The organism is Hyphomonas pacifica (assembly GCF_000682675.1).
Classification (GTDB): domain Bacteria; phylum Pseudomonadota; class Alphaproteobacteria; order Caulobacterales; family Hyphomonadaceae; genus Hyphomonas; species Hyphomonas pacifica.
The window spans coordinates 17,993-37,953 of record NZ_AWFA01000010.1 but is presented as its reverse complement, the minus strand read 5'-3'; the positions used below and the strand labels follow the sequence as shown (position 1 = coordinate 37,953).

Genomic DNA, 19,961 nt, shown 5'->3' with positions numbered 1-19,961 from the left:
CTGGATATGGATTGCTGCGGCGGCATCGACGAACACGAAGACGACTGCACCGATGTGAAGGTGAAGGACAGCATTGACGCGGGCACCGTCGAGGCGGCAAAGCGCTTGCAGTCCGAAAACTATTCAGCAGGCTTCTCAACGGACATTGAAATGGACATGGCGCCCAAGGGCCTGTCCGAAGACACGATCCGTTTCATTTCGGCCAAGAAGAACGAGCCTGAATGGCTGCTCGAATGGCGCCTGGCCGCTTACAAGCGCTGGCTGACGATGGAAGAGCCGACCTGGGCGATGGTTCGCTATCCCAAGATCAACTATCAGGACTATTATTACTACGCGGCCCCTAAAACCGGCGCGAAGTATGAATCGATTGATGACGTGCCCAAGGAAATCCTCGAAACCTATGAGAAGCTGGGCATCCCGCTTCGTGAGGCTGAGGTTCTGCTGGGCGTCGAGGGGGCGGCCGAAACGGCCGCGACAGCTCGCGAGACGCCGCGCGTTGCCGTCGATGCCGTGTTCGATTCCGTATCGGTCGCGACCACCTTCCGGAAGGAACTGGAAAAGGCTGGTGTAATTTTCATGTCGATTTCCGAAGCCGTGCATGAATATCCAGATCTGGTGAAGAAGTATCTGGGCACTGTGGTGCCGCAATCCGACAATTTCTTCGCGACGCTGAACAGCGCGGTTTTCTCTGACGGGACGTTTGTCTACGTGCCCAAAGGCGTGCGCTGCCCGATGGAGCTGTCGACCTATTTCCGCATGAATGCCGAGAATACTGGCCAGTTCGAGCGCACGCTGATCGTGTGCGACGAGGGGGCTTATGTCTCTTATCTGGAAGGCTGTACGGCGCCGATGCGCGACGAGAACCAACTACACGCCGCTGTGGTGGAGCTGGTCGCGCTGGAAGATGCCGAGATTAAGTATTCCACGGTCCAGAACTGGTGGCCTGGCGATGAAGATGGCAAGGGCGGCATCTACAATTTCGTGACCAAGCGTGGTGATTGCCGCGGGGATCGTTCCAAGATCAGCTGGACGCAGGTCGAGACGGGCTCGGCTGTGACATGGAAATACCCGTCCTGCATTCTGCGCGGGGATGACAGTGTCGGTGAGTTCTACTCCATCGCCGTCACCAATGGTCGCCAGCAGGCCGATACCGGCACAAAGATGATCCACCTTGGCAAGCGCACGCGCAGCCGGATCATTTCCAAGGGTATCTCGGCGGGCAAATCCAACAACACGTATCGCGGCCTCGTTTCTGTGAACAAAAAGGCCGACAAGGCCCGGAACTTCACCCAGTGCGACAGTTTGCTGATCGGTGACCGCTGCGGCGCGCATACAGTGCCCTATGTCGAGAACCGCCGGGCCGATGCCCAGCTGGAGCATGAAGCCACGACCACCAAGCTGTCTGACGACCAGCTCTTCTATGTCCGCCAGCGCGGCATTGGAGAGGAAGAGGCGGTTGCCCTGCTCGTGAACGGCTTTGTCCGTGAGGTTTTGCAGGAGCTGCCCATGGAGTTCGCCGTGGAAGCCCAGAGCCTTCTCAAGGTCAGCCTGGAGGGCAGTGTTGGCTGATCCGGACGCGTTCCAGACATGGGTCAACGCCTATTCCCGGGCTGTTGAGGCCCAGGACTCCGATCAGCTGGCGAAAGTGTTCTCCACTTCCGCGCACTTCCTCAAAAGCCCTTTTGATCGTGCCATTGAGGGCCGGGACGCGATTTGTCGCGAATATGAGGCGCAGTGGTGCCGCGTGGAGCGTAGTGTCTTCGAGATCGAGCGGATTGGTGATGGCTGGGCGCACTGGTCTGAAGGGGGCACAATCAGTGCCCTGGATGAGCCGTGGCGCGCAGACGGTATCCTGAAGGTTGAGCTGGATATGGTCGGCCTATGCACTCGTTTGACCCTGTGGACAGAAACCCTGTCAGTCCGCGAATCCGACATGCTGGCCCAGCGCGACGCTTGAAGCGGCGCTCAGCGTCCACCTAAACCACCTTTTCCTGCATCAGGGGCTTTTCCCGGGCCTCATGCCCGCTTACATGCGCACCATGTTGAAGATTGAGAATCTGACCGCGACTGTCGGCGAAGAAGACGAGGCCAAAACCATTATCAATGGTCTCGACCTGGAAGTGCCTGCTGGGGAAGTCCATGCCATTATGGGACCCAATGGTGCCGGCAAATCGACCCTGTCCTATGTGTTGACCGGCCGCGATGGCTATGAGGTGACCGGGGGAAGCGCCACTCTGAACGGCGAAGACATTCTGGACATGGATCCGGAAGAGCGGGCCGCGAAGGGCCTGTTCCTGTCCTTCCAGTATCCTGTAGAGATTCCGGGCGTACCCGTGATGACCTTTGTGCGCGCGGCCATGAATGCGCAGCGTAAGGCGCGCGGCGAAGACGAGATTTCCGCACCGGATTTCATCAAAAAGTCCCGCGAGTTGGGGCAAAAGCTGAAACTGGACGCCGAGATGCTCAAGCGACCGCTGAATGTCGGGTTTTCCGGCGGAGAGAAGAAGCGGCTTGAAATCTATCAGATGATGATGCTGGAGCCGAAATTTCTGATCCTGGACGAGACCGATTCCGGCCTTGATATAGATGCCCTGAAAACCGTATCCGACGGCGTGAACGCTATGCGTTCGCCCGATCGCGGCATGCTGGTGATCACGCACTATCAGCGCCTGCTGGACCATATCAAGCCGGACAAGGTGCACGTGCTGGCCAAGGGCCGTATTATCGCGACGGGTGGCCCTGAGCTGGCCCATCGTCTGGAAAAGGAAGGTTATGATGGAGTGCTGGGAGAAGTGGTGTGACCACAGCTCTCCGCGCTCTCATTTCTAACCCGAATACTGCAGAGCTTGAGCTGATTGCCCGTTATGGCATGCAGCCTGAGGATCCGCGCCGTGAGCGGCTGTTCCAGGCGTTCGCGCAGACCGGTCTGCCTACCCGCCGCATGGAAGCCTGGAAGTGGACGGATTTCAAAGCCGCGCTCGGCGCACTTGATCGTCCAGGCAGCCAGAGTGCGTGTGACCCGTTGGCATCTGATGAAGCATTGTGCTTCCGGTTCTCGCCAGATGGTTTTGAATATCCCAAGGACTTGCCGGAAGGCATCCATCTGTTTGTGAAGCCTGAACCGCAAGCGCTTGGGTCCGCTGAAGATGTGCCGCTTGGTGCGCTCGCAGCAGCGCTCGCCGGCTCCAAGACTCGTCCAGGTACGCTGATGATTGAAGTGACGGCGACAGATTTGCCTCGTCTTCATTTCGCGTTCGGTGGCGAAGGTGAAGCGAGTTTCGCCCGCGTGACGATTGTTGTGCGTCCGGGCGCTGAGTTGACGGTCTCGGAAAGTTACCTTGGTGGCGCAGGCTTCCTTTCATCTGTCTTCGAATACAGTCTTCAGGGTGATGCGAAGATGAACCGGACGGTTTATCAGCGTGGTGCGGACAAGGAGACGATGGCAGCGACGGCGCTTGTCCAGCTGGAAGGCGAGTCCGAATATACTCAGACCAGTCTGGCTTTCGGGGCAAAGCTGGCCCGTCTGGAAACACGCCTTGTCCACAAGGAAGCCGACGCTAAAGCGACGATGAATGCAGCCTATCTGGTTGGAAAAGGTTTGCATGCAGATATTACCACGCATGTGCGCCATGGTGCACAGTCTTGTGTCACACGGCAGATGACCAAGGGTGCTGTACTCGATGGCGGCACAGGTGTTTTTCAGGGCAAGTTCCATGTGCCCCGTACGGCCGGGCAGTACACCGATGCCGACATGCAGCATAAAGCCTTGCTTCTGGAAGAAGGCGCAGTTGTGTTCGCCAAGCCAGAGCTTGAGATCTATGCTGACGATGTCGAATGCGCGCACGGCAATACGTGCGGTGCGCTGGATGGGGACCAGCTGTTCTACATGCGTCAGCGCGGCATTCCGGAACGCACGGCGCGTGCTTTGCTGACAGAAGCCTTCATTGCCGAAGCTTTGGAAACGGCTGGTGATCTTAAAGACATCCTGCGCCATGAAGCCAGTAACTGGTTGGCACAGTCATGAGTAGGGCGCTGGACATAGATGCCATTCGAGCAGAATTTCCGATTCTGTCGCGTGAGGTGAACGGCAAGCCTCTGGTCTATCTGGACAATGCTGCCAGTGCCCAGAAGCCGAATGCCGTGATTGATGCAATCGCCAATCAGTGCCGCACGGCCTACGCAAATGTTCACCGGGGCATCCACACGTTGTCCAATGAAACCACAGAAGCCTATGAGGCAGCTCGCGAGACGTCGCGTGCTTATTTGAATGCGGTGTCTACGGATAATATTGTTTTCACCAAGGGTTCGACAGAGGGCATCAACCTTGTTGCTTCTGCCCTGGGGGGCGAGATTCAACCCGGTGACGAGATTGTGCTCTCCATAATGGAGCATCACTCTAACATTATCCCGTGGCATTTCCTGCGTGAGCGCCATGGTGCGGTCTTGAAATGGGTTGGCCTTCATGAGGATGGCTCGCTCAATATGGAAGAGTTGGCCGAAGCCATTGGGCCAAAGACCCGTATGGTTGCCATCACGCATATGAGCAACGTGTTGGGCACGGTCACCGATATGGCCAGGATCTGCGAATTGGCCCACGCTGCCGGCGCGCAGGTACTGGCCGATGGCAGCCAGGCCGCCGTTCATGTTCCGGTTGATGTGCAGGCGCTGGACGTCGACTGGTATGTCATGACCGGCCACAAGCTCTACGGCCCCAGCGGCATTGGTGTGCTGTATGGCACGGACGAAGCACTGGAGCGGGCGCGGCCCTATCAGGGCGGCGGAGAGATGATCGAGGTCGTGACCCGTGACCGTGTTACCTACAATACTGCCCCGCACAAGTTCGAAGCCGGCACACCGCCAATTCTGGAGGCCATTGGTCTTGGCGTTGCGCTCAAATGGATCAATGCGTTTGATCATGTCGAGATCGAAGCGCACGAGATGGCGCTTTATGAACGCGCCTATGAGGGACTGCGCGGCGTGAATGGCATCACGGTTCATGGTACGACACCAGACAAGGGCGCTGTCCTGACGTTCAGCCTGCAAGGAGCTCATCCCCATGATCTGGCGCAGATCCTGGATCAGTATGGAGTGGCCATCCGTGCAGGCCATCACTGTGCCCAGCCGCTGATGGAGCATCTGGGGGTCAGCGCGACGGCGCGGGCAAGTTTCGCAATTTATAACACTGAGGCCGAGGTGGACGCTTTCATTGAAGCGCTCGCCAAGGCCCGGGAAATGCTGGTATAGAGGGCACCATGGCAGATGATATGACATCTCGCGACATGGTCGATGCTTCAGAGGATGCGGCGCCTTCGGCGATTCCGCAGGATGAGCTGAATCGGATCACTGATGCGCTGATCGAGGCATTCAAGACGGTGTTCGACCCGGAAATCCCGGTCGATATCTATGAATTGGGCCTGATCTACAAGGTCGACATTGATGATGACCGTAAAGTGGACGTGGAAATGACCCTCACAGCCCCAGGCTGCCCCGTGGCGGGCGATATGCCGGGCTGGGTGGAGACGGCTGCGCGCACTGTGGAGGGCATCAAGGACGTCGAGGTGCATCTCACCTTCGATCCGCCGTGGGATCCGTCCCGCATGTCGGATGAAGCGCGTCTTGCGCTGAACATGCTTTAATTGAACCTGAACACGATCCTTCCTATCTAGTTAGTATGGCCAGAAGACCGAGACCCAAGCCCGTAATGCTCACTGACGCTGCTGCAGAGCGCGTTAAGGAGATCATGCACGAAAAAGGCGCCGGCTATTTGCGCGTGGGCGTGAAGAATGGCGGCTGCGCGGGCATGGAATATGTCATGGACTACGCCACTGAGCCGGAAGTCCTGGATGAAGTTGTTGAGGATAATGGCGTAACCATCCTAATTGATGCAAAGGCCGTCTTGTTTCTATTGGGCAGCGAAGTCGACTACGAAGTCACGCCGCTGCATGAGAAGTTCGTGTTCCGGAACCCAAACCAGACAGATGCTTGTGGATGCGGTGAAAGCGTTACGATTGTTCCGGTTGTAGACGCCTGAGGCATTTGATGGCCGGAGCAGGGGCCGAATGATCATTCAGAGCTTTGATCCGATCGCGGCCCCTAATGCTGAAATTCTTGTTCTTGGAAGCATGCCAGGCATCGCCTCTCTAGAGGCGGGGCAATATTATGCCCACCCTCGCAACGCATTCTGGCCCATCATGGGAGAATTGTACGGCGCGGGACCGGACAAGCCATATCAGGTGCGGGTGGAGACCCTGAAGGTGCAAGGCGTCGCCGTTTGGGACGTGCTTCAGTTCTGCCAGCGGGAAGGCAGTCTCGATTCCAATATCAAGGCCGAAGTGCCAAATGATTTTTCGACTTTCTTCACGCAGTATCCGAATATTCGGCGCATCGCCTTGAATGGTGGCAAGGCGGCAAAGAGTTTTGAGCGTTTCGCGCGTGATCATGTTCCTGGATCTGCGCAGATCGTGCCGGCTCCCTCCACCAGCCCAGCCTATGCGGCCATGCGGTTTGAACAAAAGTGCGCGCTATGGCGTGCGGCGCTTCTGGGCGATAAGTGATCAGAGGTAAATGACGGGAGGTCTGGGATGAGCAAACTTATGAGCTTGCTGATGGGGGCAGTGTCCCTGACTGCAATGGAGGCAATTGCCGAGCCCGTGCATCCCTTTGCGATACCGCAACCTGTGGAGATAGACAGTTTCTATGCGATTATAGAAATTCCGGCGGGCAGCTTCACCAAATATGAGATTGATGAAGAGACCGGCCATGTGCGCGTCGACCGCTTCCTGTCCGCGCCTGTCGGATATCCAGCCAATTACGGATCAATTCCGTCATCTTTGGCGGGCGATGGAGACCCTCTGGATGCACTCGTACTGACACGACAGCCTGTTATTCCGGGAGCGTATCTTGAAGTACGCGCTATCGGCGTGCTGCGGATGACGGATGCGGGACACCCTGACGACAAAATCATTTCCGTGCCGTCCGATGAGGTTGACCCATTCTACAAGGAAGTCCGTGATCTCTCAGACCTGCCTGAAGCACAGCGGGACCAGATCGAGGCTTTCTTCCTGACCTATAAGCAGGTTCCTGCTGGCGGTAACCAAGTTGTGCTAAGTGGCTATGGGGATGCTGCGGAGGCACAAGTCATGGTGGAAGCCGCTTTTGAGGCTTACGGGGCGCGGCTAGCCGACTAGACCTTCTCAGGGCTTGCCATAAGCCGCGAGGTTATTTGGTGTAGGTTTGGCTTCCATGCCCTTTGGTGGGTCCGGGATAAGGATGGCAGGTGTCACGGGAGCGCCAGTGGCCTCGGCGACGAGTTCCGCAGTGCGCGCCTCAACGACTTCTGTCAGCCGATTCATGAACTCATCCTTGGGCAGATCGTATGGGATTGGCTCAAGAAATTCGATCACAGCCTTGCCGGGGCGCTTCTCTTTTTCCTGTTGGCTCCAGAAGACGCCGATATTCGTGGCAACAGGTACGACCGGAACCTGCATGGCTTGCGCCATGTGCCAGATGCCGGGTTTATAGCGGAAATAATAGCCGACCGGGGCGAGGTGCCCCTCCGGATAAATCAGGACACGGCGACCTTCCTTGCGGGCGACTTCCATTCCTTCGCGCAAGGAGGCTGCCTTGCGTTCCCCGCCACCGCATGTGTCGATGACAATTGCGCCAAGCTTTCGCAGGATGCCACCGACAAGCGGAAACTTTTCCAGATGGTCTCCGGTTACAAAGGAAAGGCTCTTCACTTCAGGATAGATGAGATATCCATCGCCCCAACTTTGATGTTTGGCGCCGATGACGAATGCGCCTTCTGGCAGGTTTTCCTGGCCGCGCACCTCTTTGCGTATGCCCGCAACAATGCGTAAATTCCAGTTCATTGCGCGCGTATAGCTGCGGATGATCACACTGACCGGGCCGCGGCCAGGAAGGATAAGGAACGGGACAGATACCAGCACATAGAGGACTGACAGCATATAGTAGACAATTGTGAAGAGCATGGCGCGCATGGCGTCGTTCTCCTGAAAAGGAACTATTCCGACTTCAGAACACAGAGGACTGCGCGGGCCATGGCTTCAGCATGCTGGGAGAGTGGGCCGGGCAGGCGATTGTAGATCTTGTTCTGTCCGGCCTGCATCACGACGCCCAGTGCCATGGCGGCTTTGAGCGCTGGGTCGCCCTTCGGCAGCACGCCTTCCTGCATCAGGTTGGAGATGATCTTCTCTGTGATCGAGACCGGATCATCCTCGCGGCGTTTATCGTAGGGCAGAAAGCGGTTCAGCGAAACGAGGTGGAAGGAAAAGAGCAGGAAATCCTCATCGGCCAGTTCGCAGTAGGCTGTAACGGCGGCGAGCACTTTTTCGTCCAGATTGCCTTCACCGGAAAGCGCCTCAGCCATCATCGCGCCGAGACGATTGTGAGTTTCCATGAACAAGGACAGTGCAAGTTCGTCCTTGCCTTTGTAGTGCCGGTAAAGTGCGCCTTCAGAGACGCCAGCCTTTTCCGCAATCTCGCGTGTCGTGGCTGCATCAATCCCTTCATGGATGAAGAGCTTGAGGGCAGCGCGTTCGATTTTGGGGCGTGCATTGCGCGCCCGGGGCTTTTTGGCCGTGTCTTTGGTTTTACTGGCTTGCCGCGCCATGGTGCATTCCCCTATCTCTCTGGCTTCAATATAGCTTTAGCGAGGAACTCTTGCAAGTGAATGCTTGCTCACTTTTGGAGTTTGTATGTCTTGCGTCAGAGAGTGGCGGCTTTATTGGCAAAATGTCTTTCAGAAATACGAAAGAGTGGCGGCCCCTATGACATGAGCCTTGAGGGCCGGGGCCTATTCCGCCAGTTCGTAGCGGTAGCTTTCGATCACAGTATTTGCCAGAAGCTTCTCGCACATTTCCTTGACCCGGGCATCCGCCGCATCCTTCGAGAGGCCGTCTTCAAGGTCCAGTTCGATGACCTTGCCAATGCGAGCCGCTTCGACTTCCTTGTAGCCCATGCGCGTCAAAGTATCCGCAACGGCTTTGCCCTGAGGGTCCAGAACACCATTCTTAAGTGCGATGTGAACGATGGCCTTCATATAAATGATCTCCTGGCGAAGTCTGAGTCGGGCTCCGTTTAGCCCAATTGCGTTGTCATTGGAACAGACAGGCAGCGCGGGTATGCAGGTTGTTGCCCCAGGGCGATTGGGGGCTATTTGCCCCCGTTGAAGCTGACCACATTGTCCGTTTCACCAGACTCCTTAAGGATGCCCAAACGGCGTGCGACTTCGGCATATGCCTCTGTCACACCGCCCATGTCACGGCGGAAGCGGTCCTTGTCCAGCTTGTTGCCCGTCTCAAAATCCCAGAGACGGCAGCTATCCGGGCTGATCTCGTCAGCCAGCAGGATGCGCGGCACTTCGCTGTCACCATCATAATGGCGGCCAAACTCAAGTTTGAAGTCGATAAGGCGAATGCCGACAGCTGCAAACAGGCCAGACATGAAATCATTCACGCGCAACGCCAGAGAGATCAGGTCATCATATTCCTGCGGACCGGCCCACCCGAACGCAGCGATATGCTCTTCGGTGACCAACGGATCACCCAAGGCATCGTCCTTATAATAGAATTCGACCATCGGGCGGGGAAGAACCTGCCCCTCTTCAATGCCGAGGCGCTTGGAGAGCGTGCCAGCGGCAACGTTACGCACAACGACCTCCAGAGGAATGATGTCCACTTTCTTGATCAGCTGCTCACGCATATTGAGGCGGCGGATGAAGTGTGTCGGGATACCTACGGCGGAAAGGCGCGTCATCATGAATTCGCTGATGCGATTGTTCAGGACACCCTTGCCATCCAGGACGGCGCGTTTTTCTGCGTTAAATGCGGTCGCATCGTCCTTGAAGTACTGGATCAGCGTACCGGGTTCCGGGCCTTCATAGAGAATCTTGGCCTTGCCCTCATAGATTACGCGTTTCTTGTTCATACGTACCGGGCCTCCTGCAAAAGGATCTGGTTCGCCTGTAACGAGAATCGTGAACAGCAACCCCAGAAAGCGCGACTGTTACGCCAATCTGCCCAAAGAAACAATTATTGCGCACACCTCATGTCAGCCCCTATATGCACCCAGAAGAAGACCACCTTTCAGAAAGGCCATTTCATGAGCACATTTGATGATCGCGAGCGCGCAGAAGAGGCACGCTATGCATTGGATCAGGAAACCCAGTTCAAAGTGATGGCACGCCGCAACAAGCTGCTTGGCATTTGGGCTGCGGACCTGATGGGGCTGAGCGGTGCTGACGCTGAGGCCTATGCAAAATCTGTTGTCCTGGCAGACTTGGAAGAGGCTGGCGATGAGGACGTGTTTCGCAAGGTTCGCAAGGATTTTGATGAAGCTGGAATTGACCGGACTGATGCGCGTATTCGCGAACAGATGGCGCAATTGCTGCCCATCGCCCGTGAGCAAATCCTCAAAGATAAATAACATTTCTGTCTCCTGAGCCTCCGCAAGGGCGGCTCAGGAGTTTTTCTTTTCCTTGTAGACATCACTGCAAGACCGTTTGTCTTCGCCCATGGGGGTGAAAGACGAGCAGCTGACTGTCGTGACAGCCTCAGTACCGAAATCAGGCTTGCCATGCCATTCCCGCATCTTGGGAATGCCGGTCCAGTGACTGAAATGAACCTTCCCGGCTGTTTTGGGAATGAAGGGGTCATTCAGCTCGCTCGCATAATAGGGCACGCCATCGACGTACCAGGTAATGCGGTCCGGCAGCCATTCGAACGCATAAAGGTGTGGGCCTTCAGAGGCATCAAAGGGCAGATCGAAGGTGGCGAACTTGCCACGCTTTCCATTGCGCCAGTAGTTGAAGTGGATCTTGGTCGTGTCCTTACCCAGAAACTCGATATCCACTTCGTCATGCGGGTCCCCGAAATAGGGGCCGGTATAGGTGAAGAAAGCAGATACGAGGCCTGATCCCTTGCCAATCTGCATGATCGCTTCATAGCGCCCATAGCCATAGCGCTTGTAAGTGCTGGCCTCCGCGATCGAGAAGGGCACGTCTGTATTGCCCTCCTTCTTCACGCTGAACGTTGTGCCATTTGCGGTGCTTTCAATGTTTTCGGGGGCCCAACGGCCACCATAAAAGTCCCGAGGGGCTTTGCTCTGGGATAGATAGTAAGAGGCCTCAAGACGATCGTCTCCCAAGAGCGAGATAAAGGCCGGGCTAGAATTGGCGAGTTGCTTTGCCTGGGGCTGGTCCGGCGCAGGAGCGGGCTGAGGCGCAGCCTCTGGTGCCAGTTTATCCGCGGCATCTGACGGCGCAGGCGCAGCCTCTGGAGGTGCGACAGGATAGTAAATGGGCACGTCTGCCACGACGGTGAGATTACGAGTGTCTTTGGAAGAGAACGCGGCTGCAATCCCGAAAAGGAACACTGCGAGTACGCAAAGTCCCGTTATGGCATCAATATTACTGAAACGGCCGAGCCATCTCTTTTCGTCTGTTTTGTCTGAAGACTGCATTTCACTGCTTTGCGTTTACCTTTTGAGGTGTTTCGCAAGAAATGCGCCAAGTTTTTGGACGTCCTAGCTGTCTGTCAGGCTTTTCATGTTTCGCATCATGAAGAGCGGAATTGAGCCGATTGGGGTAACTGCCCAGTCCAGGGGTTGGTCATGATCTTCAGCAGGAACTTGATCGATCTGTTGCGCTGGATAGGCCAGGGCGCAGGCGAACGCTCTGCCATTTGCCCGCAGTTTTTCAAATGCACGATCATAATGGCCTTTGCCATAGCCGAGGCGGTTGCCCATGCCGTCGAACGCCAACAAGGGCGTCAGGATAAGAGTGGGCGTGGCAACGGGCGCATCTTCAGCAGGCTCAAGCAGGCCAAAGGGACGGCGTTCGAGTGTTTCGCCGGCAGACCACAGGCGCCAGGTTAATTCTCCGCCATCCTCAATGCGGGGCAGACAAAGCTCTGCGCCAGCCTTCGCCAGGCGCTTCATCAGGGGGGCTGGGTCGATCTCTTCATTGATCGCCACATAGCCTGCGACGACAGGCCCGTAGCGCTCTAACAATTTCATGGGAAATTGCTCGGCCAGGGTCTCGGCGGCATCGGGATCGCGCGCAGCAGCCTCAGCCCTCAGGGTGCGCATACGGTGTCGCAGATCGGTTTTGTCTATGGTCTCGGTCATCTACAGCAGCCTTAGCGGCCATATGCTCTGGCGTCACCAGATTATATGCGCACAAGAACCACCAACGCCGCTGGGCATATTCACTCCCGTCAACCTAGAGACTAGGTGGGTGCCAGGTGAGCCCGGACCACGGTCCGGACCAGATTGCCAGCTCCCTGACGGTAAGTAAGGTCGCCGGAGATCAGTCCCATTGCAAACGCAGCAGCCCTTGTGCTGGGTATGATGTAATCCGCCCCGCATCCCTTTGTAAGAGGGATTGATGCGCCGTGGTGCAAATGCTTCACGGCAGGGTGATATCAAAGGCGTATAGCAAGGTTCTTTGTCTGGGGCTGAAATTGTTGTCAGAGATTAGCCATAGCCGATAGCTGCCGTCCGACTGCAGCTTTGCGGTAATGCCTTCAAAATTGTCGACGTTCATCGGTGGAGACAGTTTGAGCAGCGGCTGGCCGTTAGCCGAGAGCGCGTGCCCATCGGCATCTGAATAACGTGCCTCAATGGTCAGGCGGTTGCCAAAGAGGGGATTGAACTGCCGACGTAATGCGAAAGTGACTTGCTGGCCGTCATCTGAGGCCCTTGGCGAGGCATCTGACATGCCCACCAAGGGGCCGCCATAGCCGGAAGCGACAGGATCGAGCATCTCGATAGAGGATGTTTCAACGGATGAAATGGCCACCGCCGAACGGCCATTGATGACCTGTTCAAAGCCTGCCTGTAGTGTGCGTTTGTTCAGGGCTAGTGCCTCTGCCCCGGCATTCTCATGTATACGTGTGCCATCGATCTCTCTTGGTAAGGTGCTGACCAAGACGGATCGGGCCTCTGCGCCACAAGCCTCCAGCGCAAACGCCTCAATGCGATGGCGCCGTTCAAAGCTGACATAGGCTATGCCGCCATCCAGAGCGAGCCCCTCGGAATCTCCGTCCGTTTTGCCGCGCAGATAGCTCCCATCGGGACCGCGCATATAGGCAAATTTGCCGCTTCCAGCTGGCGCATCATTGCTCATGTCTATCCATACGAACGCGCCCTCGTCAGACACGGTCAGCAGGCTGCCATCAGACAGCAAGTCTATGCCCGACAGTCCGCCAAAACCCTGATGTGATGATGTCAGCACCCACCCGCCAAGGAAACGTATTCCGGTGGGCAGGTCATCGGTCTTGTCCTCTGGCCAAAGAGGTATGGATGTGGCCTGAATGTCGATGGGCGTGGGCGCAATCTTTTGGGCGCCAGTTGGACAGCTGTTTTCGATAATCTTCAAAGAGGCTGCATTGCCAGTCGATTCCGTAATGCCCGAGCTGCTTAATGTCGGATGTGGGCGTTCTGACTCGGATGGCGCAGTGCAACTGATCGGCAAGGTCGGCAGCATCAAAAGGCATAGCAAAATGGTGCGCATGAATCGGTTTCCTCTTCTGGCGAGAGGCAGCTTATCGCTGAAATTTGCGACAGAGTCGTCAAAGACTCTGGATTTAAAAAGCGAACTTATCCAAGACATATGTCATGTCACAGATACCTCTTGCCCGCCGCTCGCCTGTTCCGCCTGACTCCTGCAATCTTGCCCGGGCGATTGATACTATCGGAGATCGCTGGACGCTGCTCATCCTACGCGCCGCCCTTTATGGTGTCCGGCGGTTCGATGACTTTCAGGCCGAACTTGGCTGTCCGCGTACAGTCCTGTCAGGGCGCCTAAAGAATCTTGTCGAAGCTGGTCTGCTGACCAAGCGATCCTACAAGTCGCCAGGCAAGCGCGCGAGGCCGGAATACACACTTTCTTCCATGGGGCTCTCCCTGCGGCCGATCCTAATCGGGTTGACGCAGTGGGGTGACGCGTGGCTGGGGCAGGGTGAGACACCGCCCATCAGTTTTACCAAGGCGGGCTCAAAGAGCGCGATTCGCGCCGCTTTTGTGGACTTGGAGGGCCGTGAAGTGCGTCCGGATCAGATCCGCGCTGTGTTGAGAGGCTAGCGGATAAAGGGGGTTTTGGCATCCATCTGCATTTTGTGCAGATTTGCCGAAATTCCACCTTGCAAAGGCCAGCGTGATGCGCTTTATCACGCCTCTCGGCGGAGACGTCGTGACATACCCTATAGGACGCGGGCGTAGCTCAGGGGTAGAGCACAACCTTGCCAAGGTTGGGGTCGTGAGTTCGAATCTCATCGCCCGCTCCAATAAAAACTACCGAAAAACAAGGTCTTGCCAGTAGCCGCAAATTGCGGCTACGAGGCCAAGTAAGTTCGGAGTAAGCTTTTCCCTCCAAAGATGCAGCGGCTTGCGCTAGCCTCCGTGTCCAGCCCCCAGTTTATGGGCCATTTTGCAATCGAGTTTCTGGCGCGGGTGTCGCATGCTGAGGGTCTGGTGAGGCCGGACACGATTGTATTGTCTGAGCCAGGTGTTGATGGCGGTCTGGGCCTGGTGGAGTGAGGTAAACCATTCAGCGTTCAGCACCTCTCGCCTGAGGGGTCGTTCGAAGCGTTCATTGTACCCCTTTTCCAAGGTGGCTCCCGGTATAGATATGCAACGGTCGGATACCCACACGTACCAGCCAGTCCTGCAGGCCTGAGGCAACAAACTCCGGGCCATTGTCAGATCGAATGTGTATCATGGCCAGGCGCAGCGTTTCATCATCGTCTGCCTTGCGGGCTTTGTACTGCTGTGTAGAGCGCGCCATGCCGACCGCCTGAAGGCGCGCCGCTCTGTGAGGTGTCGAGCCTCTGGCGCACATGGATCACGCCCTGACGCACTTCAGCGGGCTTCAGGCCTTGGGCTTTAGGTAATCAAGTGTCTCTTGGGGGATCAGCTTGTCCAGTTCCAGATCCACCACGATCCGCTCCAGCCGCGCATTCTCTTTCTCCAGAGCTTTATTCTCGGCCAGTTGCGTGCGCCCAACCCCACCAAACTTCTTGCGCCAGTTATAAAAGGTCGCATCCGACACGTGCCTTGCGTCACGCACTCACTACATCAAGACCTTCTGCAAGCAAAACCTCTATCTCACGTCACAGCCGCAGCACGTCCTCATCTGAATATCGCTTCCTAGCCATAAAAAAACCTCCTGAACCGCCTAAACCACCAGGCTCAACTTGGCCCAGTTTTAAGGGGGGGGGGAGGATAACGGCCCACCCTCTGCTTTCGTCTTTGCGTCTTCCCGGCTAATACAGGCAATCTGGTTGATTTGGTGACGTCAGGAATGGGTGAAGACAGTGTTTAGCCGCGATCTCATACCATGGCGCGATCCACTTGAGGCATTTGTGCCCTTGCGTGACAGCGCCTATGCGCTGCTGTTTTACAGCCCTGGCGGACAATGGAGCTATATCTGCGCAAATCCGGTTTGCGTGGTGACTACGCAAATGGCGGCGGACGCTCGGCATATCGACGAAGTTCGCGCCCTTACACACCAGTTGAAGTTTCAGCGCCCAGCGGATGCGCCTCCCTTTTGTGGTGGTTGGGCTGGCTTGCTGTCGTACGAGTATGGACGAGTCTTGGTCCCAAACCTCAAGGCGCAGCCAGTTCGGGAAGCGTGGCCTGATGTTGCCCTGGGTCTTTATTCAGAGGTTATCGCGTTTAACCATGCTACGCGAAAGGCGGAATATTGGCGATGGCATTGGGGGAAGAAAGATGGGCCTCCATTGTCCCAGCTGATTTGCGTGTCTGATGCGCCGACACGTAGTTGCGCCTTGGCTTCCGGTATGCCCCACCCAATCATAGCGGATACGCAGTATAAGGAAAGTATCGCTCGCACCGTAGCCTACATCCATGCTGGGGATTGCTTTCAGGCAAACATATCTCAGCGTTTCGATTTTGAGCTGGAGGATGACGCGCACCCTTATGACCTGATGCGCCGTCTATCGGAAAACAGTCCAGCGCCGTTCTCGGCCTATTATCGTTTGCCGGGGCATGCGCTTGTCTCGAACTCGCCCGAACGTTTCTTGAAGGTGCAAGTGACCCCCGCTGGCGTACACCAGGTAACAACCCAGCCCATCAAAGGCACACGCCCTCGTGGTAGAACACCGGATGAAGACAAACGCCTGGCCGACGACCTGTTGAACTCGGAAAAGGACCGGGCGGAAAACCTGATGATTGTGGATCTGATGCGCAACGATCTCTCGCGCGTCTCCAAACCGGGTAGCGTTAAGGTGCCAAAACTTAATGCGCTTGAGAGCTATGCGAATGTCCACCACCTTGTCTCGACGGTGACGAGCGAATTGCAAGAAGGGCGTGATGCGCTGGATGTGATCCGGGTGGCTTTTCCAGGTGGATCAATCACAGGCGCGCCAAAAGTTCGGGCCATGCAGATTATCACCGAGCTGGAGCAGGAGGCGCGCGGTCCCTATTGTGGATCACTTCTCTGGATGAGCCCTGATGGAAATATGGATTCCTCCATCCTGATCCGATCAGTTGCCCTGTCAGAACAGGGCGCTAGTCGATGGAAGGGGCATTTCCGTTCTGGTGGTGGAATTGTATCGGATTCCATTCCGTCTCAGGAATATCAGGAAACTTTGGATAAGGCATCTGCAATGACACGCGCCCTGATGGAGTATGCAATACCCGAAACCATGGATATTGCCTTCAAGGGAGCGGCCTGGATGGCCTCGCCCGAAGTTTCCGTACGGGACAGGGCCTTTCTGCTTGGCGATGGATGCTTTGAGACCCTGCGCCTGTCAGACGGCAGCATTGAAGGTCTCGATGAACACATCGCTCTCCTGCGGTGCTCTCTTTCCGTTCTCGGAATAAATGGAGTGCCCGAGGACGAGGCTTTAAGGCAGGCTTTTCTGGAGCTGGCGGAGCGTGTTGCAGGCGATGCCGCCCTGAGGATTACCGTCAGTCGCGGGGCAGGTGGTCGCGGGGCGGTGGCAGCAGGCAGTGAGCCTCTCACCGTGCTGAGTGTCACGCCGCTATCGGACACGCGGCCCTACGCGCCCATGAAGACGATCACCGCATCCATTCGCAGAAACGAAACGTCTCCTCTGTCGCAGATTAAATCAACCAGCTATGGCGAAAATCTTGTCGCGCGACGGCAGGCAAGTGAGGCGGGGGCTGATGAATCCCTGATGCTTAATATGGCGGGGCGGCCTGCCTGCTTTGCAATGGGAAACTTGTTCCTCGTAACGGCGGATGGTGTGTGGGTGACGCCGCCGGAAGAAGAGGGCGTACGCCCTGGCTATATGCGCGCCAGCATTCTTCGTCGTCTCCAGGAAGAGGGAACGCCCTGTGAGATACGGGCCATTGAATATGCTGAGCTGATACAGCCGGGTGCTCAGATTTTCGGCGCAAATTCCCTGTGGGGGCTTCGCGATGTCGCAAGTTTGGACGGACGGGAGCTCGCCCAGCCTCATCGCTGAACAAGCTTGTCCGCTCCATTTACTGAAGGCCGATGCCGGCATAGTTTGGCACGCTGTCCTTTTCGATCATCCTGCGCCCGTCCACAAGGAGGGGCGCGCCAGGCAGTTTCGATATCATCTCCGGCAGGGCCTTGAATTCAGGCCATGCTGTCATGATTAGGATCGCTTCGGCATCTGCAATGGCCTCGTCCAGCGTGTCGCGGAAACTAAGTTTGTCGCCCAGTTCCCGCTCCGCTTCATGTCTTGCGATCGGGTCAAAGGCTGTCAAAAGGGCGCCCTTATCTGCAAGCTGACGAATAACGGGGATGGCAGGGCTCTCGCGGATGTCATCCGTGCCCGGCTTGAAAGCTACACCCAGTACGGTCACCTTGCGTCCGGAGATATCGCCAAGGCGATCCTCCAGCATGTCCACCATTTTCTGGGGCTGGCGATTGTTCACATCAATCACAGATTTGAGCAGCTGCATCGGCACGCCGCCATTTTCGCCATGCGCCACAAGCGCCTTCACATCCTTCGGGAAGCATGAGCCCCCAAAACCCGCGCCTGGCCAGACATAGGATACAAAGCCAGGTGAAACGCGCTCACCCGACGGCAGGATGGGTGAGAAGCGGCGGTCCAGGTGAACACCATGCATTGCTTCAGCCACATCAACTTTCTGTGCAGCGCAGAGATTGGCAATCTCGTTGGAGAAGGAGATCAGAGTCGCAAGTAGCGAGTTCGCCGTGTACTTGATCATTTCCGCCGTGCGCGGATCGGTGCGCACCTTGTCTGACTTGTCGAACACCTCATAGAGGGCCGCAAGGGAGTCGATGGATCGCTCATCAATACCCCCGAACACAATCCGGTCAGGCTGCATGAAGTCCTCGATCGCTTCGCCTTCACGCAGGAATTCCGGGTTCATGCCAACGCCGAAATCAACCCCAGCCGTCTTGCCTGACGCCTCTTCCAGAATGGGCAGAACCACATCGGTCGTTGTGCCGGGCACCACTGTGCTCTTCACGACAACCATGTGATAATCAGGTTTGTCCTTCAGGGCTTCGCCGATTTCCTTTGCGACCTGACGGATGTATTTGAGGTCAATAATCTGGCCGTCAAAGGGCGTGCCGACAGCGATGAGCGACAGGTCGGACTCCAGCACTGCTTTGCGCAAATCTGTCGTCGCGGTCAGACGCGCAGGGACGTTCTCGTCCAGTAATTCCTGAAGGCCCTTCTCATAGATGGGCGGGTTCTTTTCCATGATCATGTCGACCTTGCGCGGATCGACATCCACGCAAACGACTGTATGCCCCAAGTGCGATAGGCAGGCCCCGGAAACGAGACCAACATAGCCTGTGCCGATTACGGATACTTTCATATCAGGCGTCCTCTGCCACCATGTTTCCGGAATACCAGATCAGGGCGCGTTCAAGGCCCTCTTCGAAATGAACTTTCGGCTCATAGCCAAGCTGGCTGCGGGCTTTGTCAATGACGGGGCAGCGGCGGTTTGGATTATCGGTCAGATATTCCTTGTCGCTGGAGGTCTTCCGGATGACCTGTCCTTTATAGTCCCAGTTCGCTGTGGCGACCTTCACAACTTCATCGGCCAGTTTTGCCATCGAGACTTCTTCCGCATCCGTCCCGATATTGTAGCTCTCGCCTGGCTCGCCTTTGACCAGCACCTTGTAGTATCCGACAATCGCATCCGCGATGTAGCAGAAAGTGCGCGTCGGAGAGCCATCAGACAGCATCACGATGTCACGACCTTCGAACACATCGCGGGCAAAGTCCGGCAGCACGCGGCGATCGGTGATCTTCAGGCCCGGGCCATAATTATTGAACGGGCGGGCAATCGTTATGTGCAGGCCATGCTGACGCGCAAAGTTCACGCACAGCGTTTCACCATAGCGTTTGGACTCATCATAACATGCGCGGGGGCCGGTGCAGGAGACATTGCCGCGATAGGTCTCCGGTGTCGGAATATTCTCCGGTGTCGGATCACCATAGATCTCGCTCGTGGAGTAGAACAGAAAACCTGACAGCGGATTGCCGGCGGCTTGTTTCTTCATCGCGAAGTTCAGCAGGTGGCGCAGGCCATCGACATTCGCATCCATCGTTTCGATAGGGTATTTCCGGTAATAGATCGGAGAGGCAATCGAGGCGGCGTGGATGATGTAATCAAAGTCTTCCGCATCTTCCGGCATCGGATGGGTGATGTCATGCGTAACCAATTTGAGGTGCTCATCGCCTTCCAGCACCTGTATCCAGTCAGGCTTTCCCCGGATCCAGTTGTCATAAACGGTCACGTCAATCGGTGCGCCCTTGCCGGTCTTGTTCCAGGCCAGTGGGGCTTGTACCAGATAATAGCCAAGAAAGCCGGCGCCGCCGACAATCAACAGCTTTTTTCCTGCCATTTCACCAAATTCTGTAGACAGACGGTCGCCAATGTCAGCCAGGTCTTCCTGCACAATATCGTTTGCGGTTTTCATGAGTGGTGTCCCGTCAGTCTAA

The 19,961-nt window shown here is 56.4% G+C and carries 24 protein-coding genes, 1 tRNA gene and 1 other RNA gene; 13 read left to right on the top strand and 13 right to left on the bottom strand.

What is annotated here, in order from left to right:
* Positions 1 to 6: 6 nt before the first annotated feature.
* The 9 genes from sufB (at position 7) to HY2_RS04550 (ending at position 7,187) form a co-directional block, all read left to right on the top strand.
* Positions 7 to 1,569: a Fe-S cluster assembly protein SufB gene (sufB, locus tag HY2_RS04590; RefSeq protein ID WP_051594720.1), complete on the top strand. Its 1,563-nt coding sequence runs from the start codon at positions 7 to 9 to the stop codon at positions 1,567 to 1,569.
* Positions 1,562 to 1,957, top strand: coding sequence for a nuclear transport factor 2 family protein (locus HY2_RS04585; RefSeq protein ID WP_034825155.1), 396 nt, complete (start codon positions 1,562 to 1,564; stop codon positions 1,955 to 1,957). The genes sufB and HY2_RS04585 overlap by 8 nt, the downstream gene beginning before the upstream one ends.
* An 82-nt stretch (positions 1,958 to 2,039) precedes the next feature.
* Positions 2,040 to 2,801, top strand: coding sequence for a Fe-S cluster assembly ATPase SufC (gene sufC / locus HY2_RS04580; protein ID WP_034825214.1), 762 nt, complete (start codon positions 2,040 to 2,042; stop codon positions 2,799 to 2,801).
* Entirely contained in the window at positions 2,798 to 4,024 is a 1,227-nt protein-coding gene (locus HY2_RS04575) for a SufB/SufD family protein (protein ID WP_034825154.1), read from the top strand. Before sufC ends, HY2_RS04575 begins: the two co-directional genes overlap by 4 nt.
* Positions 4,021 to 5,244 (top strand): cysteine desulfurase, encoded by a 1,224-nt coding sequence (locus HY2_RS04570; protein WP_034825152.1) that lies wholly within the window; start codon positions 4,021 to 4,023, stop codon positions 5,242 to 5,244. The genes HY2_RS04575 and HY2_RS04570 overlap by 4 nt, the downstream gene beginning before the upstream one ends.
* 8 nt (positions 5,245 to 5,252) lie before the next feature.
* Positions 5,253 to 5,636: an SUF system Fe-S cluster assembly protein gene (locus HY2_RS04565; RefSeq protein WP_064773873.1), complete on the top strand. Its 384-nt coding sequence runs from the start codon at positions 5,253 to 5,255 to the stop codon at positions 5,634 to 5,636.
* 35 nt (positions 5,637 to 5,671) lie between these two features.
* On the top strand, positions 5,672 to 6,031 hold the full coding sequence (locus HY2_RS04560) for a HesB/IscA family protein (protein ID WP_034825150.1): 360 nt from the start codon (positions 5,672 to 5,674) through the stop codon (positions 6,029 to 6,031).
* A 28-nt stretch (positions 6,032 to 6,059) separates the two neighbouring features.
* Positions 6,060 to 6,554: a DNA-deoxyinosine glycosylase gene (locus HY2_RS04555; RefSeq protein WP_034825148.1), complete on the top strand. Its 495-nt coding sequence runs from the start codon at positions 6,060 to 6,062 to the stop codon at positions 6,552 to 6,554.
* A gap of 27 nt (positions 6,555 to 6,581) precedes the next feature.
* Entirely contained in the window at positions 6,582 to 7,187 is a 606-nt protein-coding gene (locus HY2_RS04550) for an inorganic diphosphatase (protein WP_034825145.1), read from the top strand.
* A 6-nt stretch (positions 7,188 to 7,193) separates the two neighbouring features.
* On the opposite strand, the gene HY2_RS04545 is transcribed toward HY2_RS04550, so the two are convergent.
* From HY2_RS04545 to purC, 4 genes are all read right to left on the bottom strand, one after another.
* Entirely contained in the window at positions 7,194 to 8,000 is an 807-nt protein-coding gene (locus HY2_RS04545) for a lysophospholipid acyltransferase family protein (protein WP_034825143.1), read from the bottom strand.
* A gap of 23 nt (positions 8,001 to 8,023) precedes the next feature.
* Positions 8,024 to 8,632 (bottom strand): TetR/AcrR family transcriptional regulator, encoded by a 609-nt coding sequence (locus tag HY2_RS04540; protein WP_051594719.1) that lies wholly within the window; start codon positions 8,630 to 8,632, stop codon positions 8,024 to 8,026.
* 183 nt (positions 8,633 to 8,815) lie between these two features.
* A complete protein-coding gene (purS, locus tag HY2_RS04535) occupies positions 8,816 to 9,061 on the bottom strand; it encodes a phosphoribosylformylglycinamidine synthase subunit PurS (protein WP_034825141.1) in 246 nt (81 codons plus the stop codon).
* A 113-nt stretch (positions 9,062 to 9,174) separates the two neighbouring features.
* On the bottom strand, positions 9,175 to 9,948 hold the full coding sequence (gene purC / locus HY2_RS04530) for a phosphoribosylaminoimidazolesuccinocarboxamide synthase (protein WP_034825139.1): 774 nt from the start codon (positions 9,946 to 9,948) through the stop codon (positions 9,175 to 9,177).
* Positions 9,949 to 10,122: 174 nt separating this feature from the next.
* On the opposite strand from purC, the gene HY2_RS04525 reads away from it, so the two are divergent.
* Positions 10,123 to 10,446, top strand: a complete 324-nt coding sequence (locus tag HY2_RS04525; RefSeq protein WP_034825137.1) for a DUF1476 domain-containing protein — start codon at positions 10,123 to 10,125, stop codon at positions 10,444 to 10,446.
* 33 nt (positions 10,447 to 10,479) lie between these two features.
* Here HY2_RS04525 and HY2_RS16630 read toward each other — a convergent pair whose 3' ends face one another.
* From HY2_RS16630 to HY2_RS04510, 4 genes are all read right to left on the bottom strand, one after another.
* Complete coding sequence (locus HY2_RS16630) at positions 10,480 to 11,334, bottom strand: family 16 glycosylhydrolase (protein ID WP_206740993.1); 855 nt, start codon at positions 11,332 to 11,334, stop codon at positions 10,480 to 10,482.
* Positions 11,335 to 11,544: 210 nt separating this feature from the next.
* Entirely contained in the window at positions 11,545 to 12,147 is a 603-nt protein-coding gene (locus tag HY2_RS04515; RefSeq protein ID WP_034825135.1) for a 5-formyltetrahydrofolate cyclo-ligase, read from the bottom strand.
* A gap of 51 nt (positions 12,148 to 12,198) precedes the next feature.
* A non-coding RNA gene (gene ssrS / locus HY2_RS17015) (6S RNA) lies at positions 12,199 to 12,358 on the bottom strand.
* 69 nt (positions 12,359 to 12,427) lie between these two features.
* Positions 12,428 to 13,534 (bottom strand): esterase-like activity of phytase family protein, encoded by a 1,107-nt coding sequence (locus HY2_RS04510; RefSeq protein ID WP_034825133.1) that lies wholly within the window; start codon positions 13,532 to 13,534, stop codon positions 12,428 to 12,430.
* A gap of 104 nt (positions 13,535 to 13,638) precedes the next feature.
* On the opposite strand from HY2_RS04510, the gene HY2_RS04505 reads away from it, so the two are divergent.
* Positions 13,639 to 14,103: a winged helix-turn-helix transcriptional regulator gene (locus HY2_RS04505; RefSeq protein ID WP_034825131.1), complete on the top strand. Its 465-nt coding sequence runs from the start codon at positions 13,639 to 13,641 to the stop codon at positions 14,101 to 14,103.
* Between the two features lie 128 nt (positions 14,104 to 14,231).
* Positions 14,232 to 14,306 (top strand) — tRNA-Gly (locus tag HY2_RS04500).
* Positions 14,307 to 14,412: 106 nt separating this feature from the next.
* Here HY2_RS04500 and HY2_RS17840 read toward each other — a convergent pair.
* The 3 genes from HY2_RS17840 to HY2_RS17010 all read right to left on the bottom strand — a co-directional run bounded on the left by HY2_RS17840 (position 14,413) and on the right by HY2_RS17010 (position 15,088).
* Positions 14,413 to 14,583 (bottom strand): integrase core domain-containing protein, encoded by a 171-nt coding sequence (locus HY2_RS17840; RefSeq protein ID WP_407066577.1) that lies wholly within the window; start codon positions 14,581 to 14,583, stop codon positions 14,413 to 14,415.
* 28 nt (positions 14,584 to 14,611) lie between these two features.
* Positions 14,612 to 14,806, bottom strand: coding sequence for a hypothetical protein (locus HY2_RS17450; RefSeq protein ID WP_034825129.1), 195 nt, complete (start codon positions 14,804 to 14,806; stop codon positions 14,612 to 14,614).
* An 84-nt stretch (positions 14,807 to 14,890) separates the two neighbouring features.
* On the bottom strand, positions 14,891 to 15,088 hold the full coding sequence (locus HY2_RS17010) for a transposase (protein ID WP_081814921.1): 198 nt from the start codon (positions 15,086 to 15,088) through the stop codon (positions 14,891 to 14,893).
* A 238-nt stretch (positions 15,089 to 15,326) separates the two neighbouring features.
* Here HY2_RS17010 and pabB point away from each other — a divergent pair, with 238 nt between their 5' ends.
* Entirely contained in the window at positions 15,327 to 17,474 is a 2,148-nt protein-coding gene (pabB, locus tag HY2_RS17005; RefSeq protein ID WP_081814920.1) for an aminodeoxychorismate synthase component I, read from the top strand.
* Between the two features lie 19 nt (positions 17,475 to 17,493).
* Here pabB and HY2_RS04480 read toward each other — a convergent pair whose 3' ends face one another.
* Complete coding sequence (locus tag HY2_RS04480) at positions 17,494 to 18,828, bottom strand: UDP-glucose dehydrogenase family protein (RefSeq protein WP_034825127.1); 1,335 nt, start codon at positions 18,826 to 18,828, stop codon at positions 17,494 to 17,496.
* A 1-nt stretch (position 18,829) separates the two neighbouring features.
* Positions 18,830 to 19,939: an NAD-dependent epimerase/dehydratase family protein gene (locus tag HY2_RS04475; RefSeq protein WP_034825125.1), complete on the bottom strand. Its 1,110-nt coding sequence runs from the start codon at positions 19,937 to 19,939 to the stop codon at positions 18,830 to 18,832.
* Positions 19,940 to 19,961 lie beyond the last annotated feature (22 nt).

What these genes read in the sequence shown, in the direction of transcription:
- sufB (WP_051594720.1), top strand. Translation starts at nt 7, where the DNA reads ATGGATTGCTGCGGCGGCATCGACGAACACGAAGACGACTGCACCGAT.
- sufC (WP_034825214.1), top strand. Translation starts at nt 2,040, where the DNA reads ATGTTGAAGATTGAGAATCTGACCGCGACTGTCGGCGAAGAAGACGAG.
- HY2_RS04570 (WP_034825152.1), top strand. Translation starts at nt 4,021, where the DNA reads ATGAGTAGGGCGCTGGACATAGATGCCATTCGAGCAGAATTTCCGATT.
- HY2_RS04565 (WP_064773873.1), top strand. Translation starts at nt 5,253, where the DNA reads ATGGCAGATGATATGACATCTCGCGACATGGTCGATGCTTCAGAGGAT.
- HY2_RS04560 (WP_034825150.1), top strand. Translation starts at nt 5,672, where the DNA reads ATGGCCAGAAGACCGAGACCCAAGCCCGTAATGCTCACTGACGCTGCT.
- HY2_RS04555 (WP_034825148.1), top strand. Translation starts at nt 6,060, where the DNA reads ATGATCATTCAGAGCTTTGATCCGATCGCGGCCCCTAATGCTGAAATT.
- HY2_RS04550 (WP_034825145.1), top strand. Translation starts at nt 6,582, where the DNA reads ATGAGCAAACTTATGAGCTTGCTGATGGGGGCAGTGTCCCTGACTGCA.
- HY2_RS04545 (WP_034825143.1), bottom strand. Translation starts at nt 8,000, where the DNA reads ATGCGCGCCATGCTCTTCACAATTGTCTACTATATGCTGTCAGTCCTC.
- HY2_RS04540 (WP_051594719.1), bottom strand. Translation starts at nt 8,632, where the DNA reads ATGGCGCGGCAAGCCAGTAAAACCAAAGACACGGCCAAAAAGCCCCGG.
- purS (WP_034825141.1), bottom strand. Translation starts at nt 9,061, where the DNA reads ATGAAGGCCATCGTTCACATCGCACTTAAGAATGGTGTTCTGGACCCT.
- purC (WP_034825139.1), bottom strand. Translation starts at nt 9,948, where the DNA reads ATGAACAAGAAACGCGTAATCTATGAGGGCAAGGCCAAGATTCTCTAT.
- HY2_RS04525 (WP_034825137.1), top strand. Translation starts at nt 10,123, where the DNA reads ATGAGCACATTTGATGATCGCGAGCGCGCAGAAGAGGCACGCTATGCA.
- HY2_RS04515 (WP_034825135.1), bottom strand. Translation starts at nt 12,147, where the DNA reads ATGACCGAGACCATAGACAAAACCGATCTGCGACACCGTATGCGCACC.
- HY2_RS04510 (WP_034825133.1), bottom strand. Translation starts at nt 13,534, where the DNA reads ATGCGCACCATTTTGCTATGCCTTTTGATGCTGCCGACCTTGCCGATC.
- HY2_RS04505 (WP_034825131.1), top strand. Translation starts at nt 13,639, where the DNA reads ATGTCACAGATACCTCTTGCCCGCCGCTCGCCTGTTCCGCCTGACTCC.
- HY2_RS17450 (WP_034825129.1), bottom strand. Translation starts at nt 14,806, where the DNA reads ATGGCGCGCTCTACACAGCAGTACAAAGCCCGCAAGGCAGACGATGAT.
- HY2_RS04480 (WP_034825127.1), bottom strand. Translation starts at nt 18,828, where the DNA reads ATGAAAGTATCCGTAATCGGCACAGGCTATGTTGGTCTCGTTTCCGGG.
- HY2_RS04475 (WP_034825125.1), bottom strand. Translation starts at nt 19,939, where the DNA reads ATGAAAACCGCAAACGATATTGTGCAGGAAGACCTGGCTGACATTGGC.